The sequence below is a fragment of the Candidatus Terasakiella magnetica genome (assembly GCF_900093605.1).
Lineage (GTDB): Bacteria > Pseudomonadota > Alphaproteobacteria > Rhodospirillales > Terasakiellaceae > Terasakiella > Terasakiella magnetica.
This window is the reverse complement of the sequence record NZ_FLYE01000045.1, coordinates 166,727-187,395: the sequence shown is the minus strand read 5'-3', so window position 1 is coordinate 187,395 and position 20,669 is coordinate 166,727. Positions and strand designations below refer to the sequence as shown.

At 47.4% G+C, this 20,669-nt stretch carries 24 protein-coding genes; 14 read left to right on the top strand and 10 right to left on the bottom strand.

Annotated elements, in window-relative coordinates:
* Positions 1-2: 2 nt before the first annotated feature.
* The gene (locus MTBPR1_RS14265) at positions 3-233 is read right to left on the bottom strand and encodes a sulfurtransferase TusA family protein (protein WP_069189686.1); all 231 of its coding nucleotides are present in this window, start codon (positions 231-233) and stop codon (positions 3-5) included.
* 244 nt (positions 234-477) lie between these two features.
* Here MTBPR1_RS14265 and MTBPR1_RS14260 point away from each other — a divergent pair, with 244 nt between their 5' ends.
* Positions 478-795, top strand: coding sequence for an ArsR/SmtB family transcription factor (locus MTBPR1_RS14260; RefSeq protein ID WP_069189745.1), 318 nt, complete (start codon positions 478-480; stop codon positions 793-795).
* Between the two features lie 85 nt (positions 796-880).
* A complete protein-coding gene (locus MTBPR1_RS14255) occupies positions 881-1,735 on the top strand; it encodes an SAM-dependent methyltransferase (protein WP_069189685.1) in 855 nt (284 codons plus the stop codon).
* 5 nt (positions 1,736-1,740) lie between these two features.
* Here MTBPR1_RS14255 and MTBPR1_RS14250 read toward each other — a convergent pair whose 3' ends face one another.
* The gene (locus MTBPR1_RS14250) at positions 1,741-2,772 is read right to left on the bottom strand and encodes an MBL fold metallo-hydrolase (RefSeq protein ID WP_069189684.1); all 1,032 of its coding nucleotides are present in this window, start codon (positions 2,770-2,772) and stop codon (positions 1,741-1,743) included.
* 79 nt (positions 2,773-2,851) lie between these two features.
* Positions 2,852-3,616 (bottom strand): hypothetical protein, encoded by a 765-nt coding sequence (locus MTBPR1_RS14245; protein ID WP_069189683.1) that lies wholly within the window; start codon positions 3,614-3,616, stop codon positions 2,852-2,854.
* Positions 3,617-3,805: 189 nt separating this feature from the next.
* Here MTBPR1_RS14245 and MTBPR1_RS14240 point away from each other — a divergent pair, with 189 nt between their 5' ends.
* From MTBPR1_RS14240 to MTBPR1_RS14230, 3 genes are all read left to right on the top strand, one after another.
* Positions 3,806-4,699, top strand: a complete 894-nt coding sequence (locus tag MTBPR1_RS14240; RefSeq protein ID WP_069189682.1) for an ROK family protein — start codon at positions 3,806-3,808, stop codon at positions 4,697-4,699.
* A gap of 69 nt (positions 4,700-4,768) precedes the next feature.
* Positions 4,769-5,194 carry a rhodanese-like domain-containing protein gene (locus MTBPR1_RS14235; protein WP_069189681.1) on the top strand — a complete coding sequence of 142 codons (426 nt, stop codon included), beginning with the start codon at positions 4,769-4,771 and terminating at the stop codon, positions 5,192-5,194.
* A 52-nt stretch (positions 5,195-5,246) separates the two neighbouring features.
* Complete coding sequence (locus MTBPR1_RS14230) at positions 5,247-6,524, top strand: DNA polymerase IV (RefSeq protein ID WP_069189680.1); 1,278 nt, start codon at positions 5,247-5,249, stop codon at positions 6,522-6,524.
* Positions 6,525-6,527: 3 nt separating this feature from the next.
* On the opposite strand, the gene MTBPR1_RS14225 is transcribed toward MTBPR1_RS14230, so the two are convergent.
* Entirely contained in the window at positions 6,528-7,331 is an 804-nt protein-coding gene (locus MTBPR1_RS14225) for an EipB family protein (protein WP_069189679.1), read from the bottom strand.
* 181 nt (positions 7,332-7,512) lie between these two features.
* Between MTBPR1_RS14225 and MTBPR1_RS14220 the strand changes: the two genes are divergently transcribed.
* From MTBPR1_RS14220 to MTBPR1_RS14205, 4 genes are all read left to right on the top strand, one after another.
* The gene (locus MTBPR1_RS14220) at positions 7,513-8,217 is read left to right on the top strand and encodes a GGDEF domain-containing protein (RefSeq protein ID WP_083223111.1); all 705 of its coding nucleotides are present in this window, start codon (positions 7,513-7,515) and stop codon (positions 8,215-8,217) included.
* A 42-nt stretch (positions 8,218-8,259) separates the two neighbouring features.
* On the top strand, positions 8,260-8,808 hold the full coding sequence (locus tag MTBPR1_RS14215) for a hypothetical protein (RefSeq protein WP_069189678.1): 549 nt from the start codon (positions 8,260-8,262) through the stop codon (positions 8,806-8,808).
* A 77-nt stretch (positions 8,809-8,885) separates the two neighbouring features.
* On the top strand, positions 8,886-9,374 hold the full coding sequence (locus MTBPR1_RS14210) for a peptidylprolyl isomerase (protein ID WP_069189677.1): 489 nt from the start codon (positions 8,886-8,888) through the stop codon (positions 9,372-9,374).
* Between the two features lie 27 nt (positions 9,375-9,401).
* Positions 9,402-9,959, top strand: coding sequence for a peptidylprolyl isomerase (locus MTBPR1_RS14205; protein ID WP_069189676.1), 558 nt, complete (start codon positions 9,402-9,404; stop codon positions 9,957-9,959).
* A 58-nt stretch (positions 9,960-10,017) separates the two neighbouring features.
* Here the strand turns inward: MTBPR1_RS14205 and MTBPR1_RS14200 are convergent, their stop codons facing one another.
* Positions 10,018-10,833: a substrate-binding periplasmic protein gene (locus MTBPR1_RS14200; protein WP_083223110.1), complete on the bottom strand. Its 816-nt coding sequence runs from the start codon at positions 10,831-10,833 to the stop codon at positions 10,018-10,020.
* Between the two features lie 141 nt (positions 10,834-10,974).
* On the opposite strand from MTBPR1_RS14200, the gene hemN reads away from it, so the two are divergent.
* Together hemN and MTBPR1_RS14190 are read left to right on the top strand one after the other, a co-directional pair.
* Positions 10,975-12,333: an oxygen-independent coproporphyrinogen III oxidase gene (gene hemN, locus MTBPR1_RS14195; protein WP_083223109.1), complete on the top strand. Its 1,359-nt coding sequence runs from the start codon at positions 10,975-10,977 to the stop codon at positions 12,331-12,333.
* A gap of 5 nt (positions 12,334-12,338) precedes the next feature.
* Complete coding sequence (locus MTBPR1_RS14190; RefSeq protein WP_069189674.1) at positions 12,339-13,109, top strand: type 2 periplasmic-binding domain-containing protein; 771 nt, start codon at positions 12,339-12,341, stop codon at positions 13,107-13,109.
* A 52-nt stretch (positions 13,110-13,161) separates the two neighbouring features.
* Here MTBPR1_RS14190 and MTBPR1_RS14185 read toward each other — a convergent pair whose 3' ends face one another.
* Together MTBPR1_RS14185 and MTBPR1_RS14180 are read right to left on the bottom strand one after the other, a co-directional pair.
* Positions 13,162-13,986, bottom strand: coding sequence for a hypothetical protein (locus MTBPR1_RS14185; protein ID WP_069189673.1), 825 nt, complete (start codon positions 13,984-13,986; stop codon positions 13,162-13,164).
* Positions 13,986-14,408 (bottom strand): HIT family protein, encoded by a 423-nt coding sequence (locus MTBPR1_RS14180; RefSeq protein ID WP_069189672.1) that lies wholly within the window; start codon positions 14,406-14,408, stop codon positions 13,986-13,988. The genes MTBPR1_RS14185 and MTBPR1_RS14180 overlap by 1 nt, the downstream gene beginning before the upstream one ends.
* A 172-nt stretch (positions 14,409-14,580) precedes the next feature.
* Here MTBPR1_RS14180 and MTBPR1_RS14175 point away from each other — a divergent pair, with 172 nt between their 5' ends.
* Positions 14,581-16,365: an acyl-CoA dehydrogenase gene (locus tag MTBPR1_RS14175; protein WP_069189671.1), complete on the top strand. Its 1,785-nt coding sequence runs from the start codon at positions 14,581-14,583 to the stop codon at positions 16,363-16,365.
* A gap of 248 nt (positions 16,366-16,613) precedes the next feature.
* Here MTBPR1_RS14175 and MTBPR1_RS14170 read toward each other — a convergent pair whose 3' ends face one another.
* Both MTBPR1_RS14170 and MTBPR1_RS18405 read right to left on the bottom strand, forming a co-directional pair.
* Positions 16,614-18,107: a hypothetical protein gene (locus tag MTBPR1_RS14170; protein WP_069189670.1), complete on the bottom strand. Its 1,494-nt coding sequence runs from the start codon at positions 18,105-18,107 to the stop codon at positions 16,614-16,616.
* Positions 18,108-18,115: 8 nt separating this feature from the next.
* Complete coding sequence (locus tag MTBPR1_RS18405) at positions 18,116-18,241, bottom strand: hypothetical protein (RefSeq protein ID WP_276204549.1); 126 nt, start codon at positions 18,239-18,241, stop codon at positions 18,116-18,118.
* Positions 18,242-18,538: 297 nt separating this feature from the next.
* Here MTBPR1_RS18405 and MTBPR1_RS14165 point away from each other — a divergent pair, with 297 nt between their 5' ends.
* Positions 18,539-18,865 (top strand): hypothetical protein, encoded by a 327-nt coding sequence (locus tag MTBPR1_RS14165; RefSeq protein ID WP_069189669.1) that lies wholly within the window; start codon positions 18,539-18,541, stop codon positions 18,863-18,865.
* A gap of 112 nt (positions 18,866-18,977) precedes the next feature.
* Here the strand turns inward: MTBPR1_RS14165 and MTBPR1_RS14160 are convergent, their stop codons facing one another.
* On the bottom strand, positions 18,978-19,430 hold the full coding sequence (locus tag MTBPR1_RS14160) for a deoxycytidylate deaminase (protein WP_069189668.1): 453 nt from the start codon (positions 19,428-19,430) through the stop codon (positions 18,978-18,980).
* Between the two features lie 76 nt (positions 19,431-19,506).
* On the opposite strand from MTBPR1_RS14160, the gene lptF reads away from it, so the two are divergent.
* A complete protein-coding gene (gene lptF, locus MTBPR1_RS14155) occupies positions 19,507-20,655 on the top strand; it encodes an LPS export ABC transporter permease LptF (RefSeq protein ID WP_083223106.1) in 1,149 nt (382 codons plus the stop codon).
* The last annotated feature ends 14 nt before the right edge of the window (positions 20,656-20,669 follow it).

Here is a 20,669-nt window from a genome sequence, read left to right as displayed (position 1 = left end):
AGCTAGCCTTTGCGAATAACAATAACGTATGTGCCATCGCGTTCTTCGTTTAAGAGAATCTCGTGGCCTGTCTCTTTGCAATAGTCGCGAAAATCGCGTGGTGCCTGCCCGTCCGTTGCGAGAATTTCAAGCACCTCACCTGTTTGCATGGCTTTAATCTCTTTTGTTGCACGCAATACAGGAATTGGGCATCTCATGCCTGAGGCATCAAATTTGCGATCAATTTGGGTCATTACATTCTCATCGTCATTGTTTTTAACAGCTTATAAGACAGTTTGTGATCCTGCAAAAAGATATATTACATTTATCTTTGATACAGATATAGCATATACGAGTTTTTTGCGTAATATTTGCATTTTTATATGGAATAAAATTGTACAAATGCTTATATTCCGCTTATGCGATCTTCTTATATACGTGGCTAACGAAATAAGAGGCGTTCTTAATTATAATAAATCAGCGAATAGATCAATGGACATCGAACTCCAAAAACTCGAAGAAAACGCACGTCGTGCCAGCACACTCCTTAAGGCAATGAGCAATCAACACCGCCTTATGATCTTGTGCCAAATCTCCACCGATGAAAAATCGGTTGGTGAGCTGGAAGAGATCATCGGTTTGAGCCAGTCTGCCTTATCCCAACATCTTGCACGCCTGCGCCGTGACAATCTGGTGCAAACGCGCCGGGATGCACAGACAATTTATTATTCCCTTAAAGGGGAAGAAGCCTCAACTGTGATTGAAACATTGTACAACCTATATTGTGCAAATGATGAAACAGCGGCTTGCGCTTAATCTAATTTAAGCTATATTTTCCTGACTGGCTGCCCTTTGTGGCAGCCTGTTTGATTCCAGACACACCTTCTTTTTGGGCTTTTCCATGACCAACCTTTCTTTGGCAACCACTTCTGAGATTACTTCTGCTGTTGAAGCGGCCGTTGATTATTATGACGGTACTGCAGACGAAATTTATCGCAGCATCTGGGGAAGCAGCATGCACCTGGGCCTGTTTAAAACACAGGAAGAGGCCCTGCCTACAGCCATGCAACGCGCCAAAGACACCATGATTGATGGCATTGCCCTTCATAAAGAAAGTAAGGTTTTAGAGGTTGGTTGCGGTTTTGGCACATTGGCCCGCCAACTGGCACGCAGTTTTGATTGTTCTATACTTGCCACCAATATTTCTTCGCGCCAGCTTGATCGTGCAGCTGAGCTGACAAAAGCTGAAGGGCTTGATGATAAAGTGCGTTTTGAGAAATGCGACTATCACCATTTACCTTATGAGAATAACAGCTTTGAAGTTTACTGGAGTCAGGAAAGTTTCTTACATGCTGGTGATCGCATGCGCGTGCTGAATGAAGCCCACCGTGTGCTGGAACCTTTTGGCCTATTGGCTTTTTCTGAGATTACACTTCGTCGCTCCACCCCGCCGGCCTTGCGCGAAAAAATTCTCAAGCGTGTTAAAACGCCGTCCATGTGGTCCAAATATGAATATGAAGTCAAACTCAAAGAAGCTGACTTCCAAGTGGAAAAATGGGATGACTGGTCTGAAAATGTTTCGCGCACCTATGGCTGGGCATTAAAACAGCTAGAGCGTAAAAAAAGTGAAATCCTGCCACGCATCGGCCAAACAGCCTATGACAATGCGCGCGAAGGTATGGAGCTGTGGCAACGCGCCGCAGAAGACGGTTATCTCGGCTGGATCCATGTCATTGGTGCTGCAACAAACAAGTAAAAGTCCTACTCAGGCTTTTGCCTAAACATACTCACCCCATCCAGACCATCATCGCGGATCAAACGCCCTTGGGCGACAAGGTGATGAAGATGGGCGAGGCTTTCGCCAATGGCAAAGAAAATCTGGTGACTATCCAGCTCTCGGCTAAATAAGCCCTTTAAAACTTGCAAGGCCGTAACCGGTTTCTCACAAAGGCCATAGGTGTAATCAAGGCGTTCATCATGATGATGGGCAAGCTCTGATAAACGATGATGTAACCCGCGAAACGGCCAATCATGCGAAGGCAGAACCAACACATCCTCAGGCAAATGGTCAAACAGTTTCAGGCTTTCTAAAAACTGCGTGAGCGGGTCCGCATCAGGTTCTTGCGGCCAAATGCTGATGTTGGGGCTGATGCGCGGTAAAACCTGATCACCTGAAATCATCACATTAAGGTCTTCACAATAAAGACAGGCATGTTCAGGACTATGGCCTGTACCGACAATCACTTGCCAATCATGCTCACCAATGCGGATTTTCTCCCCATCTGTGATACGGCGAATACCTGCTGGTGGCACCGTGATGCGCGAGGGGTATGAAACACTACGCTCAGGGATTAAATTCATTAAAGGCTGATCAAAGCCAGCGCGACGATAAAACCCTTCAAGATATTTGGTTGAACGCTCTGTTGTTTCCAGCTTGAGGTTTCGCGCCATGCCCCATTCACCCAAGGTCATCCATAAGGGCAGGTCATGCTCTTCTTCAAACCAACCTGCAAGCCCCACATGGTCGGGGTGGAAATGGGTTACGATCATACGCTTGATGGGTTTTGCCCCCATAGGGCCACTAAAGAGTTTTTCCCAACGTTCGCGCACTTCAGGCAAATTGATGCCCGTATCCACAATGGTCCAGCCATCACCATCATCAATAACCCAAAGATTGATGTGATTAAGCTTAAACGGTAAAGGCATGCGCACCCAATAAACACCGGGGGCCACTTCTACAGACATTCCGCCCTCAGGGACCGCATCAAACGGATAGATAATCTTATCGCTCATCACTTAAACACTCATACAAACTAAAACGACCTACCCTTTAATGTAAGGATAGGTCGTTTAAATACATAGATAAAAAATCTTAGTGGTACTTAAATGTACCGCCCTTTTCGTTATTCACGATCCAAGCCAGTTCTTCTTTAATCACTTCGGTGTGATGGTTTTCAGGGGCGTTGAGCACATCTTTAATGATGGTCATACGTACCGCTTCTGGCAAACGATCGAAGTTTTCAAGGAAGAGGAACTTGATAGAAGGGCGAATTGTTGTGGAAAGCAGCATGGATGTTACAAGGCGCTTGCGAATATCGTGGCGCAGGTTGCCATTTTCCGTCAATTCAAAGAATTCTTTTACAAAATTGCGCGGCACCATATCACCTTCTAACAGGGCATGAAGATTTTGGCGAAGCGCTGAAGAAAACTGTTTGCGTGTTTGGACAATCGCGCGGTTTGTCTGGCGTACAACTTCACCAATGGCTTTGGGGTGGAAGTCGTTTTCATGCAGCATGTTGATCGCACTGGTCACATTTTCATGTTTGGATGCATCAGCCACGATATTCATGACTTCACCAACAAATTTGTTTTTACCTGCCAGCGGGCTTAAACGCGCAGCCGCAGCTAAAGACATGGGTGATTCTGGATCGCGCGTTGCCATCAGGGAAAGCGGCATGGGATCTTCCAGAGATTCAAGGTCGAGATTAATGTTCAAAAGATTCTCAGGCATGAGGATTTTTGTTTTCTCACCCGGCACGCAAATCGGCTGATTGGACTTATATTTTTCTTTAAGATCCAACGCACAGGAAATGCCTGCTTGTGTGATACCTGTTTTTGACGCGACCTGATCAGTCATTGGTTAGTCTTCCCTGAATTAACTTTATTTCGCCACTTAAGAAGCGAAATATCATTTTAACTTTAAACACCTTGATCTGCAAAGGAGTTTCGCCCTGATCGACTAGGCAAATAATGCCCATTGACAGATCCGATCTTGTGATACAATGCCTGCAATAGATTAACACTTCGTAACTTATTGGAAAATCTTATGCGAATCGGAATCGACCTTGGTGGAACGAAAACAGAGATTCTTTGTCTCGGCACTTCTGGTGAGGAGCTTTTACGAAAAAGAATCCCCACACCACAGGGAAATTATGAAAAAACCCTCACCTCGATTCGCGACCTTGTCCTGTCTGCTGAAGAAGAAACAGGACAAAAAGGAAGCCTTGGCATCGGCATCCCCGGTACGATTTCCCATAAAACGGGTCTGGTTAAAAATGCCAATTCCATTTGGCTGATCGGTCATCCTTTTCAAAAAGACCTCTCCCAAGCTTTGGACCGTGACGTGCGCATGAGCAATGATGCCAATTGCTTTGCCCTTTCAGAAGCAACCGATGGGGCGGCGCAAGATTATAAGAATGTCTTTGGGGTCATCCTTGGCACAGGCACAGACGGGGGCCTTGTTGTTAATAAACAGGTCATTGACGGCATCAACGGTGTGACGGGTGAATGGGGGCATAATTCCCTACCTTGGCCCCAAGCTGGTGAGTTGCCCGGTGAGGATTGTTATTGTGGGCTTCAGGGCTGCATTGAAACTTTCATAAGCGGCCCTGCGTTAGAGCGCACCTTTAAAAATATCTGCGGCACTGCCATTGAGGCCAAGGATATTTCAAGCCTGCCCCATGATATTAGCGAGCCTGTCTTTCATGTTTATGAAGACCGCCTTGCCCGCGCACTTGCCAGTATCATCAATGTTTTTGACCCTGATGCCATTGTATTGGGCGGGGGGCTTTCAAATATTGATCGCTGGTATGAAACTGTTCCCAAAATCTGGCAAAAATGGGTCTTTGGCAATGAATGTGACACCCAACTTTTAAAAGCAACCCATGGGGATGCAAGCGGGGTTCGCGGGGCAGCTTGGCTCTGGCCTGAAGAAGATTAAGGGATAAACATAGACTTCCCAAATAAAACACAATAACATTATCGAAACTTAATTAACGGGGAACGCTAAATGCTTAAATCTTTATACGTTGTTCTTATTGCAGGACTTATCGCCTTTTCAACATCACCTGTAAGTGCAGCCGATGTGGCACCTGAAGCTGTTGTAGGCGCAGAAACCATTGATGTTGCCAAAGCCAAAGCCCTTCATGAACAAGAGGCACTTTTTGTTGACCTTCGTATGGAAGAAGATTTCAACAAAGGCCATATCCCGGGCGCTGAAAGCATGAATATTGCGGGCGCTTTTAATAAAGATGCCTTTGAATTATTAGCCGACCAAGACCAAATCGTTGTGTTTTATTGCTATGGTACAGGCTGCATGCGCTCTTATACGGCAAGCACGCGCGCTGTTGGTTGGGGCTATACAAACATCAAATATTTCCGCACAGGTATGCCAGCTTGGAAAGAAGCGGGCCACTCTATTGAATCCCAGATGTAAGAGTTAAAATATTCTCTTTTTGTTCTCGCTCATGTAGCTTATGATGGCGCACATGAGCGAGACCCTTCCTACCCTTTGTCGCGATTGCGCACATAGTTTTGATGATCGACCAGAAAGCCAACGCTGCCCCAAATGTGGCTCCGTGCGCCTGTTGTCTCATCCAGAACTGAACGAGCTTCACATCGCTCATATTGATTGTGACTCCTTTTTCGCCACCGTTGAAAAACGCGACAATCCCAAAATAAAAGATAAACCCGTTGTTGTTGGCGGGCGCCATCGCGGCGTTGTGGCAGCGGCCTGTTATATTGCGCGCATTTACGGCATTCGTTCTGCCATGCCCATGACACGGGCTTTAAGGCTATGCCCAGACCTCGTGGTTGTACCGCCTTCTAAAGATAAATATGGCGAGGTTGGACGTGCCGTGCGCAACCTCATGTTTGAAGCCACCCCCTTGGTGGAGCCGCTTTCTATTGATGAGGCTTTTTTAGACCTCAGCGGAACTGAGGCCCTTCATGGTGGCAGCCCCGCGCGCACCCTTGTGCGCCTGATTAAACGCATTGAAGAAGAAATCGGCATCACTGCTTCTGTGGGGCTAAGCTATAATAAATCTATGGCAAAGCTCGCCTCTGACCTTGATAAACCCAAGGGTTTTGCCATTTTGGGCCGCGCTGAGGCCAAAGACTATCTGGCAGATAAGCCGGTAAAAATGATCTTTGGTGTGGGTGCTGCCATGGAAAAGAAATTGGCCTCTGACGGCATTGCCACCATCGGGCAATTGCTACCCTATAAAAAGATTGATTTGATGCGTGAATATGGGGCAATTGGGGCGAAGCTTTATCATTTTTGCCGGGCTGAAGATGAGCGTAAAGTCACCCCTGAATCTGAAACAAAAAGCATTTCAAACGAACATACATTGGATGAAAACCTGCATGGTTTTGAGGACCTTAAAGAAGTGCTTTATCCCATCTGCCAAAAGATTTCAGGGCGTATGAAAAAGGCAGAACTGGCAGGGCGCACCGTCACCCTGAAGCTCAAGACCACAGGCTTTCGCAATATTTCACGCTCGCGCCAACTTCCCCGCCCCACCCAATCTGGTGACGAGCTATATCGATGTTCCATTGAGTTACTTAAACCGCTTTGTGATGGGCGCAGTTATCGCCTGATCGGCACGGGTTTTTCCATGTTGGAAGATGTCCATCAGATTGAACCGGATGCACCGGACCTGTTTGAAATGGCACAAGAGCAAAAAGATCAACGCTCCGCAAAAGCCATTGAAGAAATTCGCAGAAAATATGGCGGTGAGGCCATTATTAAAGGTCGCTTATTATAAAGCTTAGTCACACACAGGCTCATCCATATAAGTAAGCTCAACAAGCTTTCCCTCCAATACGAAATCCCCATAATCCTGTATCAGCCGTGTTGAAACCCCATCAAGGCGATACCGTGCGCTGATCTCCATCTCTGCAACGCTGCTTTGGCTTTGAGGAAGGTGAAACGCCAGCTGCATATCCCATGCGGGTAGTTTCTCAAGCTTTTGATCTTCCACCTGCAATAAAGGCTTTCCCTTATAACGCGTCATTACCGTATCCACGTCATAATCGGCCACCTCGCCACTGCCATCAAAATAGGGCGTAGAAAAAACTGTTTCGCCTGCTTGGGCTTGTTTTAGGGAATAAAGCAAATGCGAGGTGGGAAATAAAACACCACTGGGCATCACTTCGCGCCGTCCATTGGGCTCGGCATAAATCGCAACTGATTTATCACTTTCAATGCGCGCTTCGCCTTTATGGTTTTCATTAATCACGCCGTTGCGTTTCATCCGGCTTCTAAAGCGCAAGCGTTTACCATCATGGCTTTCCCAGCTCGCGTAACTCCATGTCATCTGAGCCTGTTGGTTATTTTCATAATCCATATGCATGGCGCTGTGGTGTTCCACCGCCCAGCCCTCACATGTATTGCGAAATTTATAGCGCAATACACCGTCTGCACGCTCCAACATTGACCAGTTTTGCCCCTGCTGGCGCACCTGCTTCATGGCATAAAGGGCATCATGGGAGCGCAATTCCACCTCCCCTGCACAAAGAGGAAAAGCAAGCAGTGAGAAAAGCACTGAGAGAATGGTCTTATTTTTTTTCATAAGTCCACTATAGACATAATAGGACGTTTTTGCCTAGTCACGGCATTTTTTGCCTAGTCAACGCCCCTTATGAAACTAGAAATTGCTTTAAAACTGCCAATCCATAACTGGCATATCTTTTGCGATAATCTTTGAACTATCGATGCTTTCAGGAAAAACAATAAAAAGGCGGAGACCATAAATGCTTGATAATACAAAACAAAACGATACTCATGCATGTGAACTTGTTGGTGGTATCTGTAAATTGGCAAGCTGTCTTGAGGGGCGTGCATCAGCCAGTGAGCGTGAAGAAGCTTTACATGAAGCCCTCAGGCTTGCTTACAAGCTTGAAGGTACGCTTAACCAGCAAAACGACCAAATTACCTATCTTGATCGTCTCGCCATGACCGATTGCCTCACAGGTCTGTTAAACAGGCGGGGTTTTCAGGCAGAGCTTCACCGGGTGTTAGCCAGTGCGCGCCGTTTTAAAGAAACAGGTATTCTGGCCTATATTGATCTTGATGATTTTAAAGAGATTAATGATACCTACGGTCATGCCTGTGGCGATGAAGTGCTTGCCCATGTGTCGCGCATTATGGAGCGCATGACACGCGAGACAGATTATATTGCACGTCTTGGCGGGGATGAGTTTGCAATTTTGCTTGTACGTACCTCTTGGGGTGATGGTCAAAAATGCATCGAAAAGATCACCACTGAGCTTAATTCAATCAGTTTTCGCTGGCAAGAACATGTCATCAACCTAAAAGCCAGTATGGGCATTCAATTTTATGACAGTCTTTCAAAACCAAAAGGCCTGATGAATGCGGCCGATGAGGCCATGTATGCCACGAAAAAAATCAGAAATGTAAAGAAACCGGATAAATGTACGTTGAACGCTGCGGAATAACGCAGGCCCCTTGTGAATATGGTCTTGTGAAAGGTTTGTGTCATGCATATTGATGCAAGCCTTTCTCAGGTTTTATTAAACGAACAGGAAAACCTGTCTCGTCAACGTACAGATTCCATCAACCCAAACGCCCTTGTCACCCCTGCGCCAAGTCAGGAAGAACAACAACGCCTGAGCCAAGCTCAACAACGCTACGCCCCCAAAGACATTGTTGAATTTCAGGGGATTGAGATTGACCTTGATAATCTCTCCCAGCCTGATGACGGCGAAGACTTTGACATTCGCAACATCACCCCGCGCGAAATGGTTGATTTCAGCCTTGATCTCTATATTGATGGCTCCCTCAGCTATGATGAATATTCCATGATGGCCTTTCAGCCGGAACTTCACCCTAAATTTGAAAACACCGTTGGTGCCTTGACCGGAGAACGCTCCGATCCTGATCGCCCGCGCGACTTTATTCAAGAATGGGAAGATAAGTATAATTTTGAAAGACGTTATCCTTCAGATAACCCAAAAGTCCTCCAACAAATTGACCGTATTCTGGGCGTGTTAAACAGTTTTGAGACACAAATGGACTTTGTTGCCTAGAAATTCCCCTTTTTCCTTATGCATTTTATGGTAATCTGCTGGCCTCTTTTGATTACTGAACAAATAAGGCAGCTAAAATGGTCGATATTAAAGATCCCGAAAACACATTGTATCTGGACCTCAAAGATGGTCGCGTAACTGTTGAATTGCGCCCCGACCTTGCCCCAAACCACTGCGCACGCATTAAAGAGCTCGCACGTGAGGGTTTTTACGACGGGATCGTTTTCCACCGTGTCATCGACGGTTTCATGGCCCAATCCGGTGACCCAAGCGGCACGGGCTTTGGTGGCTCTGGTAAAAATATCGATGCTGAATTTTCTGCTGAACCCCATATTGAGGGCTCTTGCTCTATGGCACGCTCGGCTGATCCAAACAGTGCGGACAGCCAGTTCTTCCTGTGTTTTGATCGCGCACCGCATCTGGATAACCAATATACATTTTGGGGCCAGATCATTGATGGTATGGAACATGTTCATGCCATTAAAAAAGGCAGCCCGTTTGATAACGGCTCTGTTGAAGACCCCGATGCCATCATTAAGATGCAAGTTGCAGCAGACGTTGAATAAACGAACAAACACACAGGTAAACAGATTATGTTAAAACGCCTTCTTCTTTCAGCCCTGATTGTCTTTGGGTTAAGCTTCACTGCCAATGCGCAAAACACACAGGATTTTGATAAAGAAAACACTCTTTTTCTTGATCTCAAAAACGGTCGTGTCGTTATTAAAATGCGCCCGGACATTGCGCCCCAACATGTGGCCCGCATCAAAAAACTCACCCGTGAAGGTTTTTACGACGGGATTGTGTTTCACCGTGTAATCCGTGGCTTTATGGCGCAAACGGGTGACCCAACCGGAACCGGCATGGGCGGCAGTGACTATCCAGACCTTCAGGCTGAGTTTTCAAACGAGCTGCATAAACGTGGCACGCTTTCTATGGCGCGCTCTTCCAGCCCACATAGTGCCAACAGCCAGTTCTTCATCTGCTTTAAAAAGGCAGCCCATCTTGATGGTCAATATACCGTCTGGGGCCATGTGGTTGAAGGAATGGAGTTTGTAGATCGCATCAAAAAAGGCAGCAGCTATAACGGTGGCAAAGTCAGCAACCCTGACAAAATCATCAAATTACAAATTGCGGCTGATGTGAAATAAACAATTGTTTTAGATCTAATTTTAAAGGGCTCAGTTTTTTCTGGGCCTTTTTTATGCCCTAAACCTTAGAGCCCATTTCCTGATAATAATGATCCAGAATGTCTTGCAAGCGCCCGCTCGCCTTCATCTGGGCAACCCCTTTATTGATCATATCACGTAATTCTTCAGCATGGGGAAACTGGCGTGAAATCATCATATAGAAGTCATCTTTTTTCGCACCGGGAATGGGGGAATAGCCAATAACCAAGGGATCGATCAGTTTTTTTCCAACCAGACTAAAACCAAGAATGATGCTGGGACGTGCGAGGAAAAAAGCACAATCACTACTGAGCGTGCGCATAATCAGGGCGTTATAGGATTTCCCCGCCTGCACAATCTGGCTGTTCTTCATCACACCAGTGCCTTCATAGTTATAGGCATAACGTCCGCAGACTTTACCCAATTTAAAAAGGTCATCCGCTGTTTTAATATCCGGTTTTTTCTCAAAACGGCTTTTGGCATAAAAGTAATTCTGCGTAATGCTATAATACGCATCACTTAGCAGATATTTGGCATCCCGCTCTTCACTATAAGACGCGCTTAAAGCCACATGAAAAACTTTGCCCTTTTCACTATGTTCAAGGCACTGCTTCCATGACGGCATGAAAAACTCTGCCTTCACATTATGTTTTGCCAAAATTTCAGTAATGACATCCACGTCATAGCCAAGCACTTCATCAGGCTTATTTGGATTGGCATATGTGTAAGGCGGCCAGCCAGACCCGTCCCCGCAAAAACGGATGGTCTTGCCTTCTAAGTTACCTGCCTGTACTGACTGCCCTGCAAACAAAACAAAGGACAGGCACAACAGTAAAATTGCCCTGAAGTTACACATTACTCACCAAGATATAATCGTTAATAGAAATAACCTACACAAAAAGATAATAAAAGTCCAGTCCATTTCTGCCCCACAATGACCACATTTTCGCGCGATACAGCTATGATCAGCTTAACTATACGGATCAAAAGACAAGCCATGAGCGTTTCCATCGCTGAAAAAGCAGAAAAATACGACCTTCGTGTTCCGCGCTACACAAGCTATCCGACCTCTCCTCATTTCCTTGAGACAGAGACAGATGCGGATTATCGCCAATGGCTCTCCAATCTTGACCCAAAAACGGGCGTCTCGCTTTACATCCATGTGCCGTTTTGTGACTCCATGTGTTCTTTTTGTGGCTGTTACACCAAGATTGTAAAACGCTATGACCCTGTGGCTGAATATCTGGACTATGTCCATAAAGAGATTGACCTGCTGGCCGCTGCCCTGCCTGAGCGCATGACGGCAAAACACGTCCATTGGGGCGGTGGGTCGCCCACCATGCTTAAGGCTGAAGACTGGAAATCCATCATTGATAAGATCAAAAGCCTCTTCAATGTTGATGAAAAATCCGAGCTCGCCGTTGAACTTGACCCCCGTACAGCCACTGAAGAATATGTCAAAGCCATTGCTGAGGCTGGCATCAACCGTGCCTCCATCGGGGTGCAGGATTTCCATGAAGAAGTTCAGGTTGCCATCAACCGTGTACAGCCTTTTGAAACCACAAAAAATGTTGTTGAATGGCTGAAAAAATACGGCATTACCTCTATCAACTTTGACCTGCTTTATGGCCTACCGTTCCAAACGACCGAGCGTGTGCTTGATATGGTGGATAAAGCGGTCAGCCTTGACCCAAAACGTTTTGCGGTGTTTGGCTATGCCCATGTGCCCTGGATGAAATCCCACATGAAGCTCATCCCAGAAGAGGCCCTGCCCAATGCAATGGAGCGTTGGGAGCAAATGGATGCTGCTGCCCAGCGCCTTGAAGAACATGGTTTTGTTAAAGTCGGTCTGGACCATTATGCCCGCCCCGATGATGAAATGACCATCGCCATGAATAACAAAAGCCTGCACCGTAACTTCCAAGGTTACACGGTGGATAACAACCCCGTTATGTTACCATTGGGCGCTTCGTCCATTGGTCAAACACCCGAAGGGTACGTGGCAAATGTGCAGCCTTTGCGTGATTATAAGCGCATGATTGATGCAGGCACCCTGCCCATTGGGCGCACACGTGGCCTAACAGATGAAGATATCCTTCGCCGCGCAGTGATTGAACAGATCATGTGTAATATGCAAGTAGACTTACCTGCCATGTGCAAGGAACATGGTGTAGATGAAGACTTCTTTGCAAATGAAGAAGAGCGCCTTAAACCCATGGTGGAAGATGAGATTTGTACATTGGAAAACGGCGTCCTGACATTACCGGAAGAAGGCCGCCCCCTCATGCGTATGGTGGCAGCGACCTTTGATACCTACCTTCAGCAAGGCCAAAAGAAACATTCACGCGCGGTGTAAGCGTCATGCATTTAGCACAGATCAAATTACGAAAGAGCCTTTGCTTTGCTGTTTTGTTTTTGCTGTGGACGCATGCCTTAAACTCACCAGCCCATAGCCAATCACCAAGCGAAAGAATTTTCCTTAAAGTTGGCGTTTCAGATAACAACCTGTTTTTTACATCACTGCTGCCGCGCCTGATGAAAAACATGGGCTCAGACTATGTGCAGTTTCACAAACCGTTTAACCGCTCAGTCTGGTCGCTTGCCAAAGGCAAAATCCATATCGCGGGCCCCTTTCCCAAAGAACGCCTCACTCTTTATGCCAATGAAGCTGGTATTGCGCTTAATTCAATCCAACGCTTACCCATTATTGTTGATAGAAGGCCCATATTCGCAATTTATGCTGACAAGCCAATCAGTATGAAAGCGATGAAAACGGCCAAAGACCTTTCTATAAGCCTCACAAGTAACATCTACTATAACCCACAAGAGAATTCACAACGCCTATTTAGGGTTAAGGGACTCGCGCAAGCCGTAAAATTATTAAATGCTGGGCGTGTCGATATTGCTTTAGTTTCCAAAAAAGAATTGGACCAGTTGAAAAAGAGGTTTTCCAATTTAAAACTTGGCACCTCCCATCGACCAATCTACTTCCAAAATGAATATCTTTTCATTAACAAGAATTCAGGTGACTTCAGCGCTAAGCTTGCTAAAGCCTATGAGGAATTAACCAGAACAGATTACTATGATTTGCAGTGGGAACGTTTCAGTGAGGAAAAGGAATGGCGCAATTGATCTCTCTACTCTCTTCACCTCGTATCGCCATGAGCACTTCCTACGGGTTATGTTATTTAGAAACCATATCGCGTGCTTTTAACACCATATCAAACAGATAGGCTGTATCAGCACTACCGGATTTATCTGGGTGAAGTGCTTTTAGCAAGATTTTGGAGCGCGCCTCCACCGCTTTGTCATTTCCTGTCTCTAGACCCAACATGTAATAAGGGTCACTGGGCACCAAGACCATATTAGCCTCATGGGCTTTGGCAAGGTCTTCACGCAGCTTTTCATTTTTAACACGTAGCTCATGAAGGTCATCTTCAAGCTCGCTATATTTCTGCCTTAAGCGTTTAATCTCCAGCTCTTTGGCCTTGATCTCCTGCTTGGCAAAATCATCCAGCTTGTCAAACAGCTTGGTCTTTTCAGACAGGCGGGCATGTTGTGTTTGCACGCACGCATGACAAAACAGGGCTTCACGGATGCTTTCCTGCGTCAAATCTTGCGTTGCGCGGTGAAATTTCTGGTTCCAAAAAAGTTTCAGCTCACCAAAATATTCCTGAAAAGAGCCTGCATTTTCCTGCAAAATATTCTTATGGGTTTGATAATTTAGCGACAAGACCTTGGCGAGGAACTTATGCACATCCGGCCCGGTGAGAAAGCGGATATAGCCGCTTCTTTCATATTCATGCTGATAGTCTTCGCTAAAAAACTGGTTCTCTGCAAAGAAGGCTTTCTTCAGGCCTTGGGCTTTTTTCTTCAGCTCCTTTGGCAAAATCTCTTCAAACTCACCTGTGGTGATGAAATGAAGATAAATGGCAAAGGGCAGCTCAATGGATAAAGCCTTCTTTTTTTGGTGATCAACAGAAAGCGGCAGACGGATCAGGCTAGGCATCAGGCAAGGGCACTTTTAATTTTTTCAGCCAATGCGGCGATTTCATCCATATCACCGGGGACCAGTTCCCAGTTCATTTTCAAACCATCATCATTAGAGCGCGGCAACACATGAATGTGGAAATGATGCACCGATTGCGCAGCCCCTTCCCCATTGGCCTGCAAAATATTAATGCCATCAGGTCTGGTGACCTCATGCACCGCCTTGGCAATTTTTTGCGCAGTTATCATACAATCAGAAACCCAATCTTTGGGGATTTCGTAAATATTAGGCGCGTGATATTTCGGGATCACCAGCACATGGCCCGCATTGGCGGGATTAATATCCATAAAGCCATAGGTATGATCATCATCATAAACTTTAAAGCTGGGGATTTCCCCTTTTAAAATTTTGCAAAAAACACAATCTGCATTGGATACCATGTGACACGCTCCTCTCTTGGGTTTTTCCTATGATGCCAGAAACGACTGTATAATTCTTTACATTTCATCACAAAATATTAATTCGCCAACCGAACATTTTTCTAGAACATTTCCACATTAATCGGTATAGTCTTACCGAATTATTGAAAACAAAGTAAAGAGAGCCACAACCATGACTGTCTACAATGCCCCCCTAAACGAAATGGAATTCCTCATCAAGGATGTTTTTGACCTTGATACCATTACCGCATTGCCCGGCTATGAAGAAGCCACAGAAGATATGGTTGACGCAATCTTGGATGAGGCTGGGAAACTAGGCCGCGACATCATCGCCCCATTAGCGCGCACCTCTGATGAACAAGGTGCCACGTGGAAAGACAATGAAGTCACCACTTCTCCCGGTTTTAAAGAGGCTTATGCCCAGTTTATTGAAGGCGGCTGGAACGGCATTGGTTTTGATCCGGAATATGGCGGCATGGGCCTGCCTTTCATCCTGTCCAACGCGGTCAGTGAAATCTGGAACTCCTCTTCTGTTGCCTTTGGCCTATGCCCCATGTTGACAGGCGGCGCTATTGAAGCGATCCATCACCATGCCTCAGACGAACAAAAAGCCACCTACCTTGAAAAAATGATTTCAGGGGAATGGACAGGCACCATGAACCTGACCGAACCTTCAGCGGGTTCTGACCTTGCAGCCGTAAGTGCCAAGGCCGTACCGCAAGAAGATGGGTCTTACAAAATCTCGGGTCAAAAGATTTTCATCACTTTTGGTGAGCATGACATGACCGACAATATCATTCACCTGGTCTTGGCACGCACACCGGATGCACCTGCGGGTTCGCGCGGTATTTCCCTCTTTATCGTGCCAAAATTCCTTGTCAATGAAGATGGCTCATTGGGGGAACGCAACCCGGCTTATTGTATCTCTATTGAACATAAACTTGGTATTCACGGTTCCCCAACCGCCACCATGTCTTTTGAAGAAGCCACAGGCTACTTGGTGAAAGAAGAAAACAAAGGCTTGGCCTGCATGTTCACCATGATGAACAACGCCCGCCTTAATGTGGGCAACGAAGGTTTTGCCGCAGCTGAGCGTGCCTATCAATGTGCGCGTGAATATGCCATGGAACGTGTTCAAAGCCCGTTGCTTGGTTCCAAAGACAAAACATCTGTCACCATTGACAAACACCCAGATGTGCGTCGCATGCTCTTGACCATGAAGTCCAAAACGGAAGCCGCACGTGCGATTTCTTACTTCACCGCGCGCCAGCAAGACATTCAGGCCAAATCTGATGATGAAGCCGCGCGTACAAATGCCGATGCGCTCATCCAGCTTTTGACACCAATCGTCAAAGCCTACAGCACGGACATTGGGATTGAAGTTGCCGATGATGGCATTCAGGTCCATGGCGGCATGGGCTTTATTGAAGAATCCGGTGCGCCACAATGGCTGCGCGATGTGCGCATCACAGCTATTTACGAAGGTACAAACGGCATTCAGGCCAATGACCTGATCGGTCGTAAAGTCGCTATGAACGGCGGTGCTTACCTTGATGTTTTGATGCCACTGATCAAAGAGGACGTGGCAGCAGCCAAAGCCAAAGGCGGCGTTTTTGCAGAAATGGCAGACGCCTTGGACGTTGCCATCACCAACACAGAAAAAGCCACACAATGGCTGATCGAAAGCTTTAAAGACGATCCCAAACAAGCCGCAACAGGCTCGGTTCACTACCTGCGTTTGATGGGCAACCTGTGTGGGGGCTGGCTGTTGACAAAATCAGCTATCATCGCCCAAGCCAAACTGGATGCGGGGCAAGGCGATCCAAACTTCATGAAAGCCAAAATCAACACCGCCCGCTTCTTTGGCGAACAAATCCTGCCAGTTTCCAGCGCGCTAAAATCCATGTTCATCAAAGGCCATGGCGCCGTGCTTGATTGCGAAGACGAGTGGCTGTAAAGCGATTTAAAAGATGTAAAAAACAATCGTCGTCCTCGCAAACGCGGGGACCTCATAACCAAGCAGGACATGGACCCCGCATTAAGTGCGGGGTGACGCCCATGAGCGCAAGCGGACCCAACCACCCCACCCGTCATGCTGGCGCAGGCCGGCATCCAGACGAGAAGGACATGGATCCCGCATCAAGTGCGGGATGACGGCTTTGGGGCGTGCACGATGACGCCCATGGGTTTAAGAATGACTAAAGCTTAGAAAAACTCTTTTAAATAATTAAGTGTTGCCTTAACCCACCAGAAATCGGGGTAATTCTCAAGTTTCTTAAGGCTGCCCAAAAGCTTTTCATACACAAATTTTGCTGCTGCCAGCTTCACCCCTAATAAGGCCCCATTGCGCGCGGCTTCATATCCCGGTTGCAGCCATGCTGAAATGATATTGGAAATACTTTTATACGTTCCAACCCAACGGGCCTTTTGATACCTGTCTGCAGGATCGGCCCTCAAGTCAGCTAATAATTCAGCCAAACTATCGCGGATATCTTCATCAACGCGGTCTTCGGCCTCAATGATCTGATCACCAAGCTCAACAATGGCTTCTTTCTCTTGTTCCCCAATCGGGTCAACACGATCTTCTAGGGAGGCCTGCCATTCAGGAAACTGGGTGATAAATTGATTATGGGCGGCGACAAATGCTTTTAAATCAATGGCAATATCGTCCATATATTGCTCACCTGCCTGCTCACTATGATCGGCAATCACTTCCCCCGCAATACCAAGCTCAATTACTTGTAACTGCTCAAAACTTTCCCCAAAGTCTTTTTCATAACGCTTTAGTGCATTTTTCAAAATCTGGTGATTTTCCAAGCGATCGAGATTGAGAAAATCTTTTAAATGAGCTTGCAACCCATTCCAGTTTGCGCGCAATCGCTGGCTATGCCCCTCATCACGCCCTTCTGCTGGTGCAGAATCTTCACGGTGCAAGACACCATCATCACCCAATTTCGCCTTAATGGGCGCAGGCCGTTGCGGCTGGACACCACGATAGCGCAGCTCCATCTCTGCAATCAGCCCATTAATATGCGCGGGACCTTTTTCCCAATCCTCATCAGGGATCAAGACACGTTCTTTTTCTAACGGGTAATAGACGGGGCGTCCATTGGGTTTGGGGCCACCGATGAGGCGGTCCTCATACCATTGGGTCCAGACCTGCCAGTTTTCATCCAATGCCAGCACCGCCTGTTTCAATTCTTGCCAATGATCATGTAGTTCTTCAGGCACCTTTCCCCATAAGGGGCGTTCCATCAGTTCTTCAACCGTTGCGCCATCTTCAAGCAACGCAATATCCTGATTGATTTCGTGCCATATATCGACATCTATGGCGGCGGCGGCGATGGTGGCGGAGTCGGCGGCGTAGGCGGCGGCGGCGGCGGCGGCGGCGGCGTCGGCAGCGGCGGCGGAGGCGTAGGAGGCGTAGGCGGCGTTGGCGGCGTGGGCGGCGGCGGTGGCAGCGAAGGCGGCCAATTCTGTGCCTTGGCTCGGTCTTGTGCCCACGAGCCAAGGCACGGCGGTAGCACGAAAACTTGGCAAAAGAAAGGCTGAGCTCTTTTCTTGGGGAAGCTGCTGCACAACAGGCCCCAATGTTGGCAACACGCGCAAGGCAATGCGCGCTGCTAAGCCTACAGAAACCCAACGGTCCTGCCCTTCCAGCCATTCTGGAAATTCTTCAGCGGACTGTACCTGCGTCATGCCGTCTTTTATTCCTTTACTTCCCCATAGGGTTGGGAGGATAGCAGGGTTGGGTTTTCTTGTCGATTGGGGAGTGTGAAGGGCGCAACCATCTCCCCCGTCATGCTGGCGCAGGCCAGCATCCAGCCACCCATAAAAGTACCTCAAAGAAAAAACGTGACTCTTGGCCCAAGAATTCCCCCTTGCCGCTCTGCTTTTTTATCCTTATTGTGCAACGTGACGTTTAGCGACGTCTTAGTAGCGGTTTACTGCCCCCGACTGGGCGGTCTTTGTGTGTCTGTAAAACGACATGCAAGGCTTTTTCTATGGTCGGGAGTGGGCTGAATATAACACCCTCGGGAAATAGGTCCGCATGTCTACTAACATGTCGCTAAACTCCCGGTCACCAGAAACTCTGGTGACTGGCGGAGTTAGTGTTAAGGAAAAGCGACATGGACCAAAACCAAGAAAAAAACCAGCAAAATGAACTTTTTATCAACCGTATGCTTGATGCCTTGCGCGATCATTGCGACCCCGTTCGCCCCACAGCGGATGAGCGTGAAAATGGTGCAAGCCTGTGGCGCACCACCACGCCACGGGATTATTTAAACGTTTTAAGCGAGACTTACGGCGATAATCTGGACTGTACCTTGCGCCAACAAATCCATTTTTGCTTAGAAGATGATGAAATGGATATGGCGCTATTTCTCATCCTCGCCCTTGCCCGCCTGCCGATTTATCGCCTTAAGTCAGAGGAGCGCAGGGCGTGGGAGCTTTAGGCGATGTATCTGCATCTGGCTGTGTGTGGACACTGGCCTTCGCCAGTGTGACGGTGGCGCGGTGTGGCAGTGATGCGGTGGGCGATGACGGTGTGACGGTAGACGGTGGGGGTTATTTTTGGACGATGACTTCAACGCCGCCTTCGCCGAACATTTCTTTGGAGGTTTCCATATCTTCTGCCCAGCGCGAGAGGAAATCTTCACTCATGGACTCTCCATCCACGACCACTTGTTTAATGCCGGCCTGAATGATTTTTCTGGCACATCCTGTACAAGGGAAATGGGTGACATAAAGGGTGGAGCCCATGGCCTGTTGGCCTGTGCGTGCAAGGTTGGCAATGGCGTTTTCTTCGGCGTGGCTGGTCCATTTATATTTTGCCGGGCGTTCATGGCGCTCTGGCACATCATCATCCACACCACGGGCAAAGCCGTTATAGGCAAAGGTCAAGGGTGTGCCATCTTCCATCATCACCACCGCACCCACTTGTGTGCTTTGATCTTTGGACCATTTGGCAACCGTGCGCGCCACTTCAATCCCGCGCATATTCCATTTATTTACAGACATTTGTGAATCCCCTTGCTTTTTCACATTCAGTCATCATATTGCTTTCCTTCGTGACGTAAAGGATTATACTCCCTCTATGATGAAAAGTTTGGACAGATACCTTTTTGCACAGCTTTTTGCCGGCTTTGTTATGGTGGCTTTGGCATTGGTTTGTGTTTTATGGCTGACCCAGTCACTTCGCTTTGTCGAAATGATTGTGAACAGGGGCCTTGGTATTGGCATGTTCATCTATTTCACTGCCCTTTTACTGCCCAATTTCCTCACCATCATCTTGCCTGTCGCCCTGTTTGCAGTGGTCACCTTTGTCTATAGCCGTCTCAATATGGACAGAGAACTCCCCGTTATGCGCGCCAGTGGGATGAGCAACTGGATGATCGCCAAGCCTGCCTTGGTGCTGACCACGGTTGTGATGATGGCGTCTTATAGTCTTAATCTATACCTTGTGCCCAAATCTTATGAACTGTTTCGCGAGTTGCAATGGGAATTGCGCCATTCCATGTCTCACCTGTTATTGCGCGAAGGTGCCTTTAACGAACTGAGCAGCAAGGTCACGGTATATGTGCGCGAACGCACCCAAGAAGGCCAACTTCTTGGTATCCTCGTTCATGATGAAAGTGTGGAGGGTCGCCCGGTTACCTTAATGGCAGAACGTGGCGTTTTGGTTGAGGTTGAAGGGTCTGCACGGGTCATTATGTTTGAAGGCAATCGCCAATTGGTGGACCGCCATAGCGGTAAATTCTCCATGCTCTATTTTGATCGCTACACCCATGATGTGCCGATCAAACGCCAAGAAGTCAGTGAGCGCACGCCAGAAGCACGCGAATTGATGGTGCCTGAGCTGTTAGAGCCGGAGAAAAACAGGCTGATTGCGCCCCATGATTATGGAAAATTCATTGTTGAGGGCCATCAACGTATGATCAGCCCATTCTTGTGCCTCTCAAACGCACTGGCTGCCATTATGTTCCTCACTGCAGGACATTTCAGCAGGCGTGGGCAAGGCAAGCGCATTATGCTGGCGGTAAGCGGGGTGATTTTACTGCAAGTGGCCTCATTGGGTATGGCAAATGTTGCCGCCAAAAACCTTAATCTGTTGCCTTTGCTTTATATTGCCACACTCATTCCTATTCCGGTCTGTAGCTTCTTTATGAGCTGGAATAAAAAACGCAACCCCAAGACCATTGCGCGCGAAATCGAATTTGCGCAGCAAGCGCGTGCTGAAAGTTAAGGGAGGCCAAATCA